The following is an 18,092-nucleotide window of genomic DNA, read 5'->3' on the forward strand; positions in this document are numbered from 1 at the left end:
GCTCAAACAATCTAGCGATATTGGAAAATCAATAGGATAAAGGATAAGTCACAACCAATACATGAAAGATTAAGCCCTTTTAGAAAAAAGGGACTAATGTTTTTTATCATTCTACTCATTTTACATAAAACTAGGATACCACCTACCCACTTGTAGGTAGCATCCTAGTTGGTTTCTCCATCTATTATTTAGGGTTGAACTGATAAACTTGTTTGATAAACAAATTGCTTGCTCCCCTCTTGTTTTAAAATTACACTATAACTTCCCGCAGCCAACGTATTCGTAATATGGATGGCATGGGTTGCTGTTCCGCCTGCATGGCTTACCACTTCCTCATGTACTTTCTGACCTATGCTATTGTAGATGCTTACTGTGTATTTGCCTGCATTCACATTTTCCAGCTTCAAGTTCAACTTGCTATTAATAACAGGATTAGGATATAAGCTATACCTGATACTTGCTTCACCCTTGGTTACACTAGCTACATTGCTGTAAGCAATACTACCATCTGTGCTTGTGGCTTTGATGCGGTAGTAAGTCGTACCACTTACATTGTTGTCAACATAGCTATAACTGGCTGTTGCTATGTTATTCGCAGCTGCTGTGATGATGCTATTATATACTGTGCCATCGGTTGATTTCTCTACCGTGTAGCCTACTACCTTGTCCTCCCCTACTGTGCTCCAGCTTACTGTTGCTGCACTCTTGCTGTTATTCAATGTTGCAGTAGTCGTGATGCTGTTCACTGCCAATACTGTTGGCTTGAACACGATACTGAGCCTGTTTACGTATGTGGCTTCAACCGTGTTGTCTGCCGCAAAGCTGATGGTGTTCAAGCTGTTGTTTAATGCAGTATAGGTTTTTGTATAGGCATCATATACATACGGTGTAAGGCCATTGCTGCTGTAGCTTGAAGCATCCACTTGCAATTGGTAGTTGGCCTTGGCTACTTGTGCCAACTGGATGGTTATGTTGTTATCCTTGGTGGCTGGCTGCCTGCTGTCTATGCTCAAGCCACGGCTGTTGCCTTCGCTAAGCGACAGGTTGTCGTTGCTGTTCGCCAATTTAGGGGCATCCTCGTTGTCTATGCCATTGCTGTACGATTTATCGAACACTACATTGGCCTCGTCCATTTTATGGTAGCTGCCTGTGCCTGCTCCTACTTCCCTCAACAAGCTAATAGCAATTTTGCTGATGCTGCCAAACACTGCCGTGTGGGTTGAGCTTGGAGCCTTCGCACTTTCGGTAAAGGTTAGCGTTGGGTTTGTACCAGCACCTTTCAGGTTCTGGATAAAGAACGCCTGCCCTGCTTGTATATAAGGCTTTATTGCTGCATTGCAAGCAACATAAGCACCAGTTGTGCCAATGGTTGGATCCAGATAATAGTAGTAGCTGGAAAGGTTGCCTTTTGTTAATAAGCTCCAGTCCACAGGGCAAACATAAGGGTTAGCAACTAGGCTATAGCTGGTATCTGTAAGATTGTTCAGGCCATAAGTGCTGTTGGCATAGGTGCTGCCCGTAACTGCGTTGGTTACGCCTGTTGGGTCATAGGTAACATTGCCCGTAACCAGCGTACCGCTTGCTTCCAGCCTAGTGGCGTTGTACATCAGCAAGCCCAGTGGGGTGTTGGGTATGCCAGTACCGTAAAGGTTGAAGCTCCTGTCACCCCTTATCAATAGCCTGTAGCCCGTGAAAGGCGTCACTAACACATTGGTGTTTGCAACAGTTGCCCAATTGCCATTTATGTAGGTATAGGCCGTTTTCACACCATTGGCACTCACGTCAAAGTGGTTCGCATCTATGCTATTGGGGGTGCTGGTTGTACCTGCAACACCTGTGCCACCCGTGATGAACATGCCATAACCACTCTTGCTGTAGCTACCGCTTTCTTGGTAGGTGTTGTACAAGGTGTTGGATGTGTTGTAAACGCCAGGGGCTATGTCTCGATAGGAACGATAACCGCTAGGTATGTACCGTTCCACGGTTACCGTGCCGCTGATGCTGCCACTGTTGCCGCCTGTGCCTACAGGAGCCAATGTACCACTGCTGGCAATACTGTTCGATTTGAACACCACATTGCCGCCTGTGGTCAATACGCCTTTCTGCAAGGTCAAAACCCCCGTGATGTTCAGCGTGTTGCCGCTGGTGATGGAAAGCCCGTTGCTGTTGTTCAGCGTGAAATTGGCTACTGTGCCAGTACCAGTATATGCTTGTACAGATGTGCTGCCAAGCACTAAAGTACCTGTGCCACTGATGGTGCCGTTGTTCGTGAAGTTCAAAGTTGGCGATAAGGTAACGCCACTGTTGATGGACAAGCTTGCACCGCTGTTGACCGTTAGGTTTTTTACGCCCTGGCTGGCTGCCAGTATCGGCGATTTGGTTGCAGAGGCTATCACCACATCTACATTCGATGTAGGCACGCCGTTCGTCCAGTTGGAGGCAGTAGCCCAAGCTGTGCTTACAGTACCTGTCCAGGTGGTGGCAGTTACTACCACGTTGCCTGTGTTGCCTATCACGTAGTAATTGCTGCCACTAGTAGGGATGCTGAACCCATTTGCTGAAACAGTGTAAGCATTGCCACCTAAAGATGCAGGGATGCCTGTGCCAGCACATTGCGTTGCAACATAGTTTGTTTTATAATCCCCCACTTCGCAGCTACTATTAAGTAAGAAACCAGAAGGTAAATCGGCACTGTTAAACTGATAAGTGATGTTTGCATTTACTGCGGCTGACCCTAAAACAGACCATTGTAAATTTGCAACTTGTGTTGCATCGCCTGGCATATTGGCTAAAGTAGCATTGATACTTACAGATAAGTTAGATGCAGTGCCAGATTGATTGGCAACAGTGATAGGCGCATAACTAGTAGCAGTCCCTACAGGATATATAGTTGTGCCATTTGCAGCTAACCCAAGCGTAAGCTTGCCTGTACCACTTGCATCGATATAAGAGGTGGCACTGGCACCACTTATACTACCAATTGTTAAATTATTACTTCCTAAAGTCAGTTTCCCTGCATTAAACGTAAGTGTACCTGCAGAACTTACAGATGCATTGGCGGTAACACTTGCACCCAATGTTATGCTGCCAGGTGTAACAGTAGCAGAAGGGTTCCTGAAATTGATGTATGCATTATTAGCCAAGGCAGCTGCCAAGGCACTAGTGGTAATGGTAGTACCACTTACAGAAACCACCGTGCCAATTGCAGTTGTTCCATTGGCTGCATAGATAGATTGCCCTGCGGCAATATTAGTAGCAGTGGCCACTACTATTGAGGTAGCACCAATACTTGTTGCCCCCGATACTTGGGTAGCATTTACCAATGTGCTGAATGGCTTGGAAGTGGCAGTATTAAAGGTGTAGTTTACACCACTTGCAAAACTGTTTAAAGTGCCTGTGATATTGGAATAATTTAAAGACGCATCCAAACCATTTGCATTACTGGTGATTACATTTGAGCCGCTTGCGAAAATTAAAGGGTAACCATTATATGGCTGAATAGTGCCAGTAGCCCCAAAGTTTATCGTTGCCCCGCTGGGTATGGTTGCGCTTTTTTGGCTAACTGCATTAAACCCATTCAGGTCTAAAACGGTACCGCTAGCCATGTTTAAATATGCAGATGCTGGCGAATTGGTGCCAGCACCAAACCATACAGCACCTTTTAGTACCACCGTATCGTTTGCGCCACTGATGGTTAAACCGCCTGAATAAGTACCAATAGGCAAATATTGCTTGCCAGTGCCATCGTATATCACTGTAGCTTTTGATGAGCTATTTGCCGAGAATGTGCCTGCCGTAAACGGTGCGAGGGCATTGCTTTCTACTTTCAGGGTTGCAGCCGTTTGCACGTCTACTGTTCCAGCTATTGAATTTCCAGCAGGTATTTGCAAAATGGTTGCAGATGAACCAGTCCCTACAACAACCTTGGATCCTGTGCCCGTAACTGTCCAAGTAGCATTGCTTGTCCAGCTATTTACAGTAACCGCACCTGTTATATTAAATATTTGCCCTGCGGCAGTAAAATTTGATGGGTTTACATTCGCCGCATCTAACCAGCTTGCCAACACGTCCACATTGCCAGAACTGTATGTGAAAATACCTGGCGTAACTGCATTTGAAGAACCACTTGCTGGGCTGGTGCCAGAACCATTGGTGGCACTAACCTTGAATGTATAAGCTATGCCATTTGTAAGGCCATTAACAGTAATTGAGCCACTGCCTGCTTGACTTATAGTACCTGTTATATTTCCAGGCGAGGAGGTGGCTGTATAACTTGTAATGGTAGAACCATTATTGTTAGCAGGGGCTGTAAAAGAAACAATGGCAGAACCTGTACCGTTCACTACGGCAGTACCAATAGTTGGCGCATCGGGGGCAGCAGCAGAAACAAATGAATTTGGATTGCCAATACCATAATAAAATGCCGAGCCAGTACCTAGTGCAGCAGCAGCAGACTGGGTTACAGTATATGGATTTGAACCACTAATAGCACCTAAAGCAGATTCTGCGTATGCACCGTTATAAGTGCCTAGTATGGGTGAAGACAATGTGCCTGTAACATTACTGCCATTGTATTGGAAACTAAGGGTTGAATTACTTGCGGCACTAGACAAAACAGACCATTGCAAATTAACAATGTTGCTAGTGCTTGCTGGTGCATTGGTAAATGTATTTTTTACGCCAACTGATATATTGGGCGAGCCAGTTGTGCCAGTGAATGTAATAGGGTTGTAGCTTGATGCCGTGCTGCCAACAGGGAAAGTAGTTGCAGCAGCAGGAACGCTTTTGACGGTTAAAGCCCCTGTGCTGTTGGCAACCACGAAACCAGAACTATTTGTGATAGTGTTGGTGGTGGCATTGAAACTGCCCAGTGTAAAGTTGTAATTAGACAATGCTATACTTGTAGCTGTAAGGTTGGCATTTGCCGTGATGGCAGCACCCAAGCTAACCGTGCCAGTTATAACGCTAGCTACTGTGGCAGAAGATGCATTGTTCCTAAAGTTAACATAGGCACTATTAGCCAAGGCCACCGTCAAGGCACTTGTGGTAATGGTTGTGCCACTTACAGAAACAACCGTTCCAATGGCAGTTGTTCCATTCCCTGCATAAATTGACTGCCCCGCCGCAATATTAGTGGCAACATTAACTACTATCGAAGTAGCACCACTACTAGTAGCCCCTACCGTTTGCGTGGCATTTGCCAACGTGCTGAAAGGGGTGGTGGTTGTTGCATTAAAAGTATAATTTACGCCAGAGGCAAACCAGCTAGCAATGGCAGCAGTGGATGAGCTATAATCTAAAGAAGCATCCAATCCGCTCGTGTTGCTTGTGATAACGTTGCAACCTGAAGCAAATGTAATTCCATATCCAGTTAGTTTTATAGATCCTGTACCAAAATTGATGGTAGCACCACTTGGCAGGGTTGAAGTCCTTGAAATAGTTACACTATTCCCATTGAGGTTCAGGGTATTGCCTGTTAATATATTCAAAGAGGCCGACGATGGTGATCCGCTTACACCAGCCCCAACGGTAATATTGCCATTTAGTATAACTGTATTGTTCGTTCCACTTACTTTAACCCCGCCAGTATAAGTGGCTGCTGGTAAATATTGCGTACTGGCACCATCATATATGCAAGCGGCACCGGCAGTACTTGTAGAAGTAAAAGTACCAGCAGTAAATGGCGGATTGGTATTACTTTCCACTTGAAGAGTAGAACCTGCTTGCACATTTACCTTTCCGGCTATGGAATTGCCAGCAGGTATATACAAAGTAGCCGCATTTATGCCATCACCAACGGTTACTGCCGAGCTTGTGCCAGATATTGTCCATACAGCATTGGGCCCACTCCAACTGTTTACGCTAGTAGCACCTGTTATGGTAAATGATTGGCTGTTTGCAGTAAAGTTAGCAGGTATGCCACCACTGCCATCTGTGCTTACCCAGCTATTTACATCATCTACATTGCCACTATTGTACTTGAAAGAACCAGGCGTTAAAGCAGAAGTGGTGCTTCCTGCACCAGTCCCATTGCTATTGGTGGCAGTGATGGTGAATGTATAGGAAATACCGTTGGTAAGGCCTGTTACCGTGATAGGGCTAGTAGTAGTACTACTTTGCGTTAAACTAACCGATGGTGAAGATGTGATGGTGTACCCGGTAATTGCAGAACCATTCGCCGCAGGGGCAGTAAAACTTATAGTTGCTTGGCCTGTGCCTGAAACAGCATTGGTAATGGTTGGCGCACCAGGGGCAGAACCAGAAATGAAAGAATATGGGTTGCCAATACCGTACAAATAAGCAGTGCCAGTGCCTAAAGCAGCAGCGGCTGATTGGGTTATTGTATATGGATTTGCCCCTGCAATAGAACCTAAAGCAGATTCAGAGTAGGAAGCATTGTATGTCCCTAAAACAGGGGAAGCCAATGTTCCTGTTATATCGCTTGAATTATACTGGAAAGTAATTGTTGAATTGCTCGTAGTAGTAGACAATATAGACCATTGCATGTTTACAATATTACTCGTGCTAATGGGTGTATGGGTAAATGTATTTTGCAGCCCAACAGTTATATTGGGTGTATTAGTGGTTCCTGTAAGGGTAATTGGGTTATAATTTGTAGATGTAAGGCCAATAGGGAATGTGGTGGCACCTGTTGGTACACTATTGATGGTTACCAACCCTACCCCATAAATATAATTGCTGCTGCTGCCGCCACTTATACTGCCTGCTGTAATGTTATTGCCATTGCTATTTAATTTACCAGAAAGGGTTAAAGCACCTGTTAATGTAAGCGGGGTGTTCAAGGTGTTGGCTGTACCTATAGTAACACTACCAACCGACAAAGCTGACGATGTAGTGTAAAAAGCAACTATCGAACCGGACGATATAGTTGTACTTAAAGTAGCTGTAACCGTAGAACTAGAAATGCTTGTTATAGTACCCACAACCAATCCATTATAAACGATGGATTGCCCAGCTGCAATACTTGTTGGGGAAGTAACTGTAAAATTTGTACTAGAACCTTGGGTGTAATTACTCGTAGTAGTTGTGCTAGCGGCAAAAGTGGCAGCTATTGGGTGACGGAAATTAAAATAAGTATTATTGGGTATGGCTACTGCCAATGCAGCAGTAATGGTATTGGAAGCAATGGAAGTAACAGTACCATAAAAAGTGCCTGCATTGTCATAAATACATTGCCCAGCAACAATGCCTGTTGCAGAAGTTACAGTGAATGTTTGAGCACCCGTATTTGACTGCGCCGAAGTTGAAGTTGTACCAACGGCAGGCGGGTTTCGCAAATTTATATTTTTGCCTGAAGCTATTGCTGCAAGACTTGCTGATGATGTAAGTGTAGTAGTACTTGGATTTACTGCTGTTATTGTCCCTACAGAACCATTTCCGTTCCAAATAGTTTGACCTATCAAAGCATTGTTGATAGAATTAACTTGGAGAGTAAAACCACTACCAGCTGCAGCAGAACCTGTGTTAGCTACTATCGAACACAATAATTTACTATTGGTGTTCGAAGCGGTAAACTGATAGTTAATGCCCGATGCTGCAAACCAGCCGATTGTACTTACATTAGTGGAGGGTAAACTTACGTTACCATCAATTCCTGTTGTGCTACTAGAAATTATGGTGGAGCCAGATGCAAAACTTGGGTTATAACCAGTATACGGGCTAAAGGTAAAAGTATTACCCAAATCAATAGTACCACCTGACGCTACTACCGAAGTACCTTTTTTGACTGTAAGGTTATTGTTGTTTGTAATCAATTTTGCACCAGAAGCCACAGTAATACCAGCACCTGTTGGAGAACTTCCTCCATTGCCAGCCGTTACTGCACCAAGCATAGTAACTACTGTATTGGCACCTGTAATAGAAACGAAGCCATTGTAAGTACCCGATGGCAGGTATTGTTGAGCGCCACCATCAAAAGTCAAAGTACTCATAGTAGAACTTGTAGCATTAAAAGTAGCTGGTATAAAAGGGGGGTTAACTCCACTTTCCACTTTCAATGTTGATAATGTGGCTACACTTACTGTACCAACTGCTATTGAGCTTCCTGTTGGTATATCAAGCGTGGCAATGCTTGTGCCATCCCCAACTACAATTGTTGAACCTGTACCAAGGGTCAATGTAGTACTTGCAGTCATCGTTGCATTTTTAACCCCTTGAATATTAAAGGTTTGACCTGCTGTGGCAAAACTTGCAGGTGTAGAACCAGAACCATTTGCAGCACTGTTCCAACTACCCAAGACATCAATATTACCAGATTGATAATAGAAAGTCTGCCCATTGACAAAAAGAGTAGATAGCAGCACAAACAAACTTGAGAGTATGCATTTTTTCATATATCACGCGTTTTACAATCGTTTAAAAAGTAGGCTTGGTTGTTTTTATTGTATAATTAAGACATAAATTTTCAATTTAGAAAAACAATGGCATTCTGTTTTTCCTTTTTTGTGGGCATTCACAACATGCAACAATCGTTATCGTACCCAAGCTTAAATGGGCATCTTATATGAAAACGATTGCATTAAGCACTAAGAGTACATAAGCTAAAAATATTTTTTAATTTGATGGTAATATTTTAAGATTTGTAAGATTATCAAAATAACTCCCCCTAATCTCGTTCATTTCAAAAAAGCCATTTAACCGCAGGGATGCAAAGATTTTACGCAAAGAGTTATCTCCTTTAAGGTAAAACGTTTCACTTAGAGAAGGTAATGAACGGTGCAGTTCCACTAATTAAATGATAAAACCGTATTAGTAATGGTTTCAAAATAATTTTCCCCAATGTAATCGATGTCTTATTCATGGCTAAAGCCTTATGCCCCCTTTGTGTTTGCAGTTCAGCAAACATCCTATATGGGGGAAATTTCGGATACTCATGGGGGAATATTTCCCCCATATAGGATTTTTATTTTGGTCTATATACTTATCCGTGCCAATTTTGCATTAAAGGGAGAACTAGGGGCATCTTGGCATTGCCTCCCGCATCGGATGTTAGTTGTCTTAAGAAAATGATAATTCACTATCAAAATCTTATCAGTTTCTTATCAATAAACTATCATTTTCCTATCATAAAACTATCATTCTGTTATCAATTAAGTATCATAAAATTCACTTTTATTATCATAAAAAATAAGGAGGAAAAACAAATAAATAGCTGTATAACAATGAGTTACAAACAAAAAGAGAGACTCGAAAAAAAAATTCCGGAAAAAATCCATTACAAATCTTTGCTTTCCCCTCTTTCCTTTTCCCTCTCTTTTTGAAGAGGGCTGGGGTGAGGTTGAAGGGTTTGTAGGGATGTAAAAAACAAGCAATAACCGCTAGTTGGCCTTGAAACTATATACTGTTTCCCAACTGGTTGCCTCACCTACAGACACTAAAACGGCTATCATGTGTTCGGGGCAAAAGGCATTCCGCCATATATACAAATACGGGGCTATCACAGGCTTATCGCCTTTTACATGAACTGCGGTTTTGGTTTTTGTATTCGCTAATTCAAATTCATTTACCCCGTTTGTATTATAAGCACCTTCTACTGGCGCAGCGCCAACCAGCTCATCAGCCAACTGAAAAGTAGTAGCACCAAAATGGGCTTTGGCACTAAATGTATTCTTAGGGTTTATAGGGCTGGGGTAAGTTAACACATAATTATCGCTGGAAGGATTATCGTCGAACCTAAAGAAATTGTGCGAATAGGTAGTTGTTTCAATTGGTTTTATGCCCGTGTTTTTTAGGCTGTGGAACACTTTTATAACGGTGCTATTTGGCAAAAGCGTAATCTTTTTTGTATAAATATACCCATAACCATCATCGGTAGATAGGGTATGCGTAAACAGCACCCAATCTTTGCCGTAAGTTGTTTCCCACTTGCCATGATTGATTATCGTATATCTTTTGGCGAAATAATAAGCCGTGTCCTTGTCTTTCAATAAGGTGCCTACCCCCACTTTTACAAAGGGTTCCCCTGCTTTTGCTTCTTGGTAATTCAGTGGTTTCCTAAATTCTTCCGAAATGCCCGTACCTGTGCCAGTGTTGTAAGGGTCGTGGATGCCAAACGTATCTGTTTTACCAATATACCCCTTCCATTCCTGAAAAAACGTGTGCTTTTTATAGGTAACCTGTGCCATAAAGCCCGACCAATCGAAACGTACTGCACGGTAATAACCGTTGGCAGTATCGGGAAGCAGGATTGTGGCTTTCAGTTTTCCATTACCAATGTTTATATATGGGAAACCATCTTGATATTTAACTTTTTGGGCAAATGCTGTATTTAGAATTAATCCTAGCAGGAAAACTACAACAACCGTATTTGCTTTTTTATTTCTAGCGGAAATATATGTTTTGATGAAATTCATTATGATATAATTGCTTAATTAATTGCTTCTATTGCAAAACTGTGCTCAATAGGCTGCGCAGCTTTATACGCGTCTTCACGGTAATTATCAAAGTCCTGCCACAATTTGGCTTGGTTAGGTTTCACAACAAGATATTTTTCGAGTTGCGGTTTGTAATAAGTGTTGGTTGCAAATTTCGTCTTCATCAATACATCAAAATATTCTTTTAGCGCTGCTATATCTTTATTGCCTTTATAATCATTTACCACTTTAAACTCAACAAATTCAATGGTTCGCAAATCAGCAACTGCCTTCCACATCTTGTCCAAAGCCTCCCTCACTTTTTGTGCTTGCAGGTATTGGGGCGTGGTGGTATAAAGCGATAGGTTAATGCCACTTGCCAGTTCATCTGCCGAAAAAACACCAATCAAGGCATTGTCTATAAGCAACTGGTTGCGTTTTGCTGCATTTTTTATCACCAATTTCTCTACTGCCAAATCATTGATAAATGGCACCAACTCCAGCCCTTGCTTTTGCCGCTCAGAAGCAGGGAATGGCAAGGCATTTTCTTTAATCTTTAAATTCACCCCATTCTTTTCAATTATATACTTAGTAATGGTGCAGTTCTTGCTTTCCATATTGCTCGTCTTTGCATCCTTATCAATAACAATTTCTGAAACATACTGGGGGGCATTTGTAGTTTTTAAGAATTGGTAGGCCATGATTAAATGCCCTGCTGGGCCAGGATGCACCCTGTCTGGCCCAATAATAGTAGCGGTATCATTTTTCTTTTGCAACTCGTTGTTGATATTGTTCAGTATAGACCAATAGTCAACCACTGGAAGGTTGTATTTATCAGCCAAAGATTGGATGTAATCTGCACAACTTTTCAAGGCATCGTTTACGCCAAAGTTATTTTCCCGTTTTATGGCAGCAGTCTGGTCGTAGATGGTAGGCTTTTGCAAAATAACCTTTATCCCTTTTTTCAAAAAGATATTTACAATGCTATCCAGCCTAATTTTATAGATAGCAATAGCCTCCTCCCGCTTGGCAAGCGTATCTGCATTGGTAGTAGGATAGATGGTATATAACCCACGATTCACATCATTCATTCCCAACTTGATAACTGCATAGGTGGGTTTGTGGATCAATATATCGTCATCCATTCTTTTCAGCACGCCGCTGCACACATCCCCCGAAATGCCGCAATTGAAAAAAGTAACAGGCTGGTCGGGGAATCTGGTTACATAATAAGTCAGGATATTATGGTAAAAATCACCATTGTTGGTGATGCTATTTCCTACAAAACAAACCCTGTCACCAGCTTTAAAAATAGGTGACTGTGCCAGTGTTGTAACAATTGAAAAGGCTACCAGTATACCTGCCAAAAATGCTTTCATTGCTTTATTCATTGTTTTATTACTACTATGGTGAGTGGTGGTTTTTTTATACTCGCTACTTTGCCTTTATTATATATGTTTTCCCTTTCTCTGTTTCAAAATCAGTCAATACATATTTGTTTTCGCCTATCACTTCTTTTTGATTGCTATCCACTTTTTCATAAAAAGGGTTTGGGTTGGCCATATTGGCATCCACTATCTTGTACTTAGCCCCTTGCACTTCAATAGGAAGGGTGGTGCGGAGCCTGCAATTACCGCCCAAATTAGAAATAATCTTGGCTTCAGTCAACTGCCCATCTTTCCATTTTATAGAAACTTCAAACCCACCCGAAGCCTTCAAACCACTTATTGAACCCTCTTTCCATTCAGAGGGCAAGGCGGGAAGCAAATGAATGTCAGTTAAATGGCTTTGCAACAACATCTCCGTGATGCCAGAAAGGGCACCGAAATTGCCATCGATCTGAAAAGGGGGGTGCGCACAGAAAAGGTTGGCATAAGTGCCGCCACCCGCATCGTATTTTGTATCTGCTTGTTCTGTAAAATGCAGCAATTCCTGCAGAAGCTTGTGTGCCCTGTTGCCGTCGTAGAGCCTCGCCCAAAAATTTATTTTCCAGGCCTTGCTCCAGCCTGTTCCTTCATCGCCTCGGGTATTGAGGGTTACTGAGGCAGCTTTTGCAAAACTGGGGGTGTAAAGCGGTGACAACTGCCTTCCTGGGTGCAAGCCAACCAAATGCGATGTATGCCTGTGGTGGGGGTCTACGTCTTCCCAATCCTTGAACCATTCTTGCAGGTTGCCCTTCTTACCCACTTGCATAGGGTATAACTTACTGCGTTTTAAAATTAAGCTGTCTTTGAAATCAGCATTTATGCCCAATATATCCAATGCTTGGATGGTATTGGTAAACAAGTCATATATAAGCGACATATCCATGGTTGTAGCAATGGATACTTGTGCTTTTTGATGCTGATCGGTATAAAAATCGTTCTCGGCAGATGTGGCAGGGGCTGTAACCAAGTAGCCAGTATTGGGGTCGGTAACCAGCCAACTGTTACAAAAATCAACCGCCCCTTTCATTAATGGATAAGCCGTATTTTGTAAATATTGCTTATCGCCTGTAAAGCGGTAATGGTTCCAAACATGCTGGCACAGCCAAGCCCCCGACAAAGGGAAGTTAGCCCATTTAGGGTCGCCCAATCCATAGCTGCCAACAGGGTTTGAGCTTGCCCAAATATCTATGTTATGGTGCGAGCACCACCCGTTTGCCCCGTAGTAATTGGCAGCCGTTTTTTGCCCAGTAATGGCAACGTCCTTTATCAAATTGATTAAAGGCAAGTGCATTTCTGAAAGGTTGGCTGCCTCGGCAGCCCAATAATTCATTTCCACATTGATGTTAGCCGTGAAGTTGCTGCTCCAAGGTGGGCGCAATATGGGGTTCCAAATCCCCTGTAAATTGGCAGGTGGGCTACCCGGGCGTGAGCAGGAAATGAGCAGGTAACGCCCAAATTTGTAATACAAAGCCTCTAAAGCTGCATCTGGTTCTCCTTTTGCATATAATTTCAAACGTTCATCGGTAGGCAGTTTATCCTTTGATTCATTGCCTAACGACAATCTTACCCGGTTAAAATAATATTGAAAGTCTTTCAGATGACTATCCTTTAGGTTTTGGTAGGATTGATTGTAAGCCTTTACCAAATAACCATTGCACAAAGCCTTTTCATCCTTGCCTTCCTTGTCGGGGCATTTATCAAACCCGTTGAAACTTGTTGCAGCAGAAATAAAAACCACCACTTCTGAAGCGTTATTTATTTTTAGTCCAGCATTAGTTGCCTTAACCTGTCCATCTGTATTATGTGCCTTTACCCTGCAATCGAAACGCATCCCCCTGCAATTATCGTTGTCATAACGGATGGTATCTTCTTTTGGGTCGGTGATAGAGGGGTCGTCATAGCTAGGCATAGCATGAGATGGCGCCCTTCCGTGTAGCTCAATCTCATTTGGTGCAAGACTTTTAACCCCTTCGTTTTTCAACAGCGATTGAAGGGATATTGTACCATTGATTGCACCAACCTTGTCTGCCTTTATTCTCAAAACTATTACTTGGGCAGGCGCAGAAACAAAGACTTCCTGCGAATACTTTATACCCTTGATGGTAAAATTAGTAGTGGCAATGGCATTATCTAAACTCAAACTTCTGTGATAATCAGTAGGTTTTTCCTTGAATCCATAATCTATAACCAAGTCGCCCAAAGGGGCATAAGACTCTGTGTAAGGTCCCTGCATTTGGTGCATTAGCCTAGTGGCCTCCACAAAATCGTTGGCAAACAATGCTTTTCTTACAAGTGGCAAAACCGCTTTCGCTTTTGGGTTAGGGTTTTCTTTGGCAGGCCCGCCCGACCATAAAGTCATCTCATTGAGATGGATAATCTCTTTATCGGTTTTTCCAAATACCATCGCACCCAAACGGCCATTGCCAATTGGCAAAGCCTCTGTCCAAACGTTGGCAGGCTGCTTGTACCACAGTTTATTTTGTTGCCCAAAAGAACTTGTAAACGATGTCAATGCAACCATCGTGCTTAATAATACTTTCTTTTTCATGGCTAACCTTTTTTATTGTATTGCTGATACCGCTGCAATGCTTCCAAGAAATAATAATCGGCATAGCAGATAGGCACATCAATATCATACCCACCGGGGAAATTGCCTACGCTATGTTTTAATAAGAACCCATTTTTGCTTTCGTTATTCCGATACGCTGGAGAAGAAAGTGCTTGAAGAATGGCAACTGCATCTTTGTAATACTGCTGATGTTTAGTAAACCCATACAACTCAAAAAGTGCCGAGCAAACAATGGCAGCCGAAGAAACATCCCGCTGGAAAAGGCTCCGTTTTAAAGTGTCGTACTGTATGGGTGGGTTATACCCCAGCTGGCCAATATTAAAATCCCAATAGGGTATCTTGTCTGTTGGCAGGTTTTTATTATCTAGGAAATAATCTGCCATTTTGCAGGCAGCATTCAAATAGCGTTCCTGCCTTGTTTCCCGGTACATCATCGTGAAACCATAAATACCCCATGCCTGCCCCCTTGCCCAAGTAGAATTGTTGGCATATCCCTGATGGGTAACTTTAAATAGTGGCTTGCCAGTGATGCTGTCATAATTTACCACATGAAAAGAACTGTAATCGCCCCGTATATTGTTTTCGAGCGTCTTATCTGCATGGCTAATGGCTATTTCCCTGTATTTAGGATTGTGGGTAACATTTGAGGCAAAACAAAGCAGCTCCAAATTCATCATATTATCCATGATAACGGGATATTGGTAATAAACCTTTTCCCCTATCGTGTAGGCATCATCCCATGATTTTATACAACCCACTTTTGGATTGAACCTTGTACACAATGAGTTGGCAGATTGTATCAATATGTCTTTATAGGCCTCTTTTTTAGTAATGCGATAGGCATTGCCATAGCTGCAATACATCATAAACCCAATATCATGATTTGAGGTTAAATTTTTAACTGGCTCTAGTTTGTTAGTCCACTCTATTGCATGGTTAAGTAAGAATGTATCCTTATTATTCAACTGATAAGCCAACCAAAGGCTACCTGGAAAGAAACCACTTGTCCATCCGTAAATATCTACCAATTTCAATTTGCCATCAGGATAAATGGCATGAGGAAAACTGTCTATGCTGCCATCAAGTTGTTGCAGCATGGCCCTCATTTGCTTATCTGCAAATTTTGCATTGTCCTGTACCAGATCATTCTTCCGGCTAGGTATCCAAGAAAATAACAACAACGAAATAAGTATCCATTTATTCATAAAAACCATAATGTAATTTAGGACACGCTATGGATGGATAAAAAGCGATGCTTTGAAATGCCCCTATCAATAAATGGTAAGGGTCAATTGTTTTACAACAGAATTTTGCCCGTAAACATTTGCATTGATACCCACAAAAGCGATATTATAAGTGCCTGGTTTAGAGAATACATAGGGAAATGTAGATACTTTGCTATCTATCCCCTTGATTGTTACCCCATTATCCGGAATAACTGAATTACACTGCAAAGGAGCCGTTACCACCCACTGTTCATTAGCAACCGTGCTAGACAAGATAACTAAACTGGATGAGCCAATATTCCATTTTTGATCTAAGGGATCCGAGGTAATGCTCACGGCTGTCCAAGAAGCACTTAATATATCGGCAATATTGTAGGATGTGCTATCTGGCAATGTATTGGTTACCTTAAAGCTAGCTACATTCCACCTGCTTTGCACAATTGTTGGGCCAACCAATCCTATATACCTAAACGCAAGAAAAAGGGGTTGGCTAGGGTTCACAAAATCGTTAAGGCTAACATTGCCAGAAAAAGTATTGGTAGAAGTAGTGCCAAATATGGCACGGTAAGAAATGTCTGTCCATGTGGCATTGGACAAATTAGTGGAATCGTAAATGCCATTAAAATCATTAGATACTAAAAAAGATAATGCCTTGGTAGAATTGCCATAAAGACGGGAAGTATAAAAGTTGGCGGAGATATTACCCGAAGCCGAATCCCTATTTCTGTTTGTATATTTACTGCCCGGTTCGCCAGAAAAAAAGGAGATAATGCCCGGGTTGCCCGAAAAATGAAAATAAACTGTATCACCAGCCTGATAAGCAGCAGAATCTGTTGATACATCAAAATCTACTGCTTTTACATCAATTTTTTTATTGCATGCAACACAAAACAGAAGCAAGACGATTGAAAAATATAAAAATTTCATGATTATTTTATTTTAAAACCCTGGATTTTGCACCAAAAGCTTGTTAAGAGAAATTTCGTATTGTGGGATGGGGTAAAGCAGGTATCGTTGTGCAAAATTATTCCCGGCAATAGCGCCCCAATTATTAGAACCTCCGTTTACAGAAAAATCATTTGCTACTGCTTTCATGGTGGTGTACAAAATTCCCCAGCGGATTAAATCGGCTTTCCTCAACCCCTCAAAACAAAGTTCTCGAGCACGTTCATTTTGTATTATTTGCCTAAAAGCATCTTTATCGGTAATTGTTTTAGAACCAGTAAAAGCATAGGCTTTGGCACGGCTCCTTACCGTGTTTAGGTATTGATGTGCAAGCACCGTTGGCCCATTTAGCTCATTCTCGGCCTCGGCCAGCATTAATAAAACATCAGCATAACGCAGCAATGGAAAATTGGTGGCATTAACATTTTTAGTCTTTGGGACAATTAATTCATACTCCCTGCGCCATTTACCCACACACCTGCTATAAATAGCTTTTGGAGTAAAATAAAGCTTGTTGGTTCCAGAATAAACAAAGTTGGCAATGTTCCAATCCCTTCGCACATCATTGGTGTCATCATACATTTTATACATCAAGCCTGTAGCATAAATCTGTCCATAAGAATAGCCAATATTTTGGTTACTACATATTATGCCGACAGTAACGCCTAAACTACCGCCTGAATTGTTTACATTGGCAGTAGCAGGGTTATAATACATCTCCGCTTCCCAAAGAGATTCTTTGGTGTCGTATATTTTTTGGATTTGATTGATAAAAACCTGGCTATAGCTTACATTGAGGCCATGATACCCAGATTGCACCACTTTGCTTGCCCAATATTGCGCATCAGTATACTTAGACACATCCCTTACAGGATAACCCGCCATTGTTAAACAAACCCTAGCCAAGATACCTTCCACGCAAGATTTATTTACCCTGCCAGGCGTGGAAACAGCGGTGATGGGGTACACAAGCGAGTCCGCCGTTTTCATATCGGCAATTATCTGGTTGTAAACAATTACCGAGGGTGCACGGGCAATGGCAATAGAATCCAAAGAAGTAGTTGGCGTTAGCTTCAAAGGGACATCACCCCACTTTGATACTAGTAGAAAATAGAAATAAGCCCTTAGAAACAATGCTTCGCCCTTAATTTCATTTCTTGAAGCTGAATCCATTGGGGGCTTGTTGATATTTGCCAAAAGCACATTGGCACGCTCTATTCCCTGGTATAATATATCCCAAAGGGCTGTAATATCAGCATTAGAAGCTGTATAGTTATAAACTTGAACGCCTGTTACCTGAAAGTTACGCGAAAAATATCCCTCGTCATTACCGTATGGATGCGTGGCAAACAACCCATTTTGATAGGTGGCATTATTGGACAAAACGTTGTAAACTCCCGTAAGGGCAGCGTTTAATTCTGCAGATGTGTTATAATAACTTTGCGGTGTAACAAAGGAAGAAGGCGTTGTTTCTAAAAATTTAGTGCAGGAGCCCAATAAAAAAACTAGGCTGATTGATAATATAATTAATGTGTACTTACTGTTTCGCATG

7 protein-coding genes are annotated in these 18,092 nt (G+C 42.1%); all 7 read right to left on the reverse strand.

Annotation, left to right across the window (positions count from 1 at the left end; genetic code table 11):
* Positions 1-188: 188 nt before the first annotated feature.
* The 7 genes from ACHFIY_RS01710 to ACHFIY_RS01740 all read right to left on the reverse strand — a co-directional run bounded on the left by ACHFIY_RS01710 (position 189) and on the right by ACHFIY_RS01740 (position 18,091).
* Complete coding sequence (locus ACHFIY_RS01710) at positions 189-8,354, reverse strand: fibronectin type III domain-containing protein (RefSeq protein WP_410844313.1); 8,166 nt, start codon at positions 8,352-8,354, stop codon at positions 189-191.
* Positions 8,355-9,338: 984 nt separating this feature from the next.
* Complete coding sequence (locus tag ACHFIY_RS01715) at positions 9,339-10,373, reverse strand: hypothetical protein (RefSeq protein WP_410844314.1); 1,035 nt, start codon at positions 10,371-10,373, stop codon at positions 9,339-9,341.
* A 14-nt stretch (positions 10,374-10,387) separates the two neighbouring features.
* Positions 10,388-11,752 (reverse strand): SGNH/GDSL hydrolase family protein, encoded by a 1,365-nt coding sequence (locus ACHFIY_RS01720; protein ID WP_410844315.1) that lies wholly within the window; start codon positions 11,750-11,752, stop codon positions 10,388-10,390.
* Between the two features lie 55 nt (positions 11,753-11,807).
* On the reverse strand, positions 11,808-14,348 hold the full coding sequence (locus ACHFIY_RS01725; protein WP_410844316.1) for a glycoside hydrolase family 95 protein: 2,541 nt from the start codon (positions 14,346-14,348) through the stop codon (positions 11,808-11,810).
* 2 nt (positions 14,349-14,350) lie between these two features.
* Positions 14,351-15,574: a glycoside hydrolase family 88 protein gene (locus ACHFIY_RS01730; RefSeq protein WP_410844317.1), complete on the reverse strand. Its 1,224-nt coding sequence runs from the start codon at positions 15,572-15,574 to the stop codon at positions 14,351-14,353.
* Between the two features lie 66 nt (positions 15,575-15,640).
* On the reverse strand, positions 15,641-16,522 hold the full coding sequence (locus ACHFIY_RS01735) for a DUF5017 domain-containing protein (protein WP_410844318.1): 882 nt from the start codon (positions 16,520-16,522) through the stop codon (positions 15,641-15,643).
* Between the two features lie 12 nt (positions 16,523-16,534).
* Complete coding sequence (locus tag ACHFIY_RS01740) at positions 16,535-18,091, reverse strand: RagB/SusD family nutrient uptake outer membrane protein (RefSeq protein WP_410844319.1); 1,557 nt, start codon at positions 18,089-18,091, stop codon at positions 16,535-16,537.
* Position 18,092 lies beyond the last annotated feature (1 nt).

It is taken from the genome of Parasediminibacterium schistidii, from assembly GCF_046546515.1.
GTDB lineage: Bacteria > Bacteroidota > Bacteroidia > Chitinophagales > Chitinophagaceae > Parasediminibacterium.

What these genes read in the sequence shown, in the direction of transcription:
- ACHFIY_RS01725 (WP_410844316.1), bottom strand. Translation starts at nt 14,348, where the DNA reads ATGAAAAAGAAAGTATTATTAAGCACGATGGTTGCATTGACATCGTTT.
- ACHFIY_RS01710 (WP_410844313.1), bottom strand. Translation starts at nt 8,354, where the DNA reads ATGAAAAAATGCATACTCTCAAGTTTGTTTGTGCTGCTATCTACTCTT.
- ACHFIY_RS01720 (WP_410844315.1), bottom strand. Translation starts at nt 11,752, where the DNA reads ATGAAAGCATTTTTGGCAGGTATACTGGTAGCCTTTTCAATTGTTACA.
- ACHFIY_RS01735 (WP_410844318.1), bottom strand. Translation starts at nt 16,522, where the DNA reads ATGAAATTTTTATATTTTTCAATCGTCTTGCTTCTGTTTTGTGTTGCA.
- ACHFIY_RS01740 (WP_410844319.1), bottom strand. Translation starts at nt 18,091, where the DNA reads ATGCGAAACAGTAAGTACACATTAATTATATTATCAATCAGCCTAGTT.
- ACHFIY_RS01715 (WP_410844314.1), bottom strand. Translation starts at nt 10,373, where the DNA reads ATGAATTTCATCAAAACATATATTTCCGCTAGAAATAAAAAAGCAAAT.
- ACHFIY_RS01730 (WP_410844317.1), bottom strand. Translation starts at nt 15,574, where the DNA reads ATGAATAAATGGATACTTATTTCGTTGTTGTTATTTTCTTGGATACCT.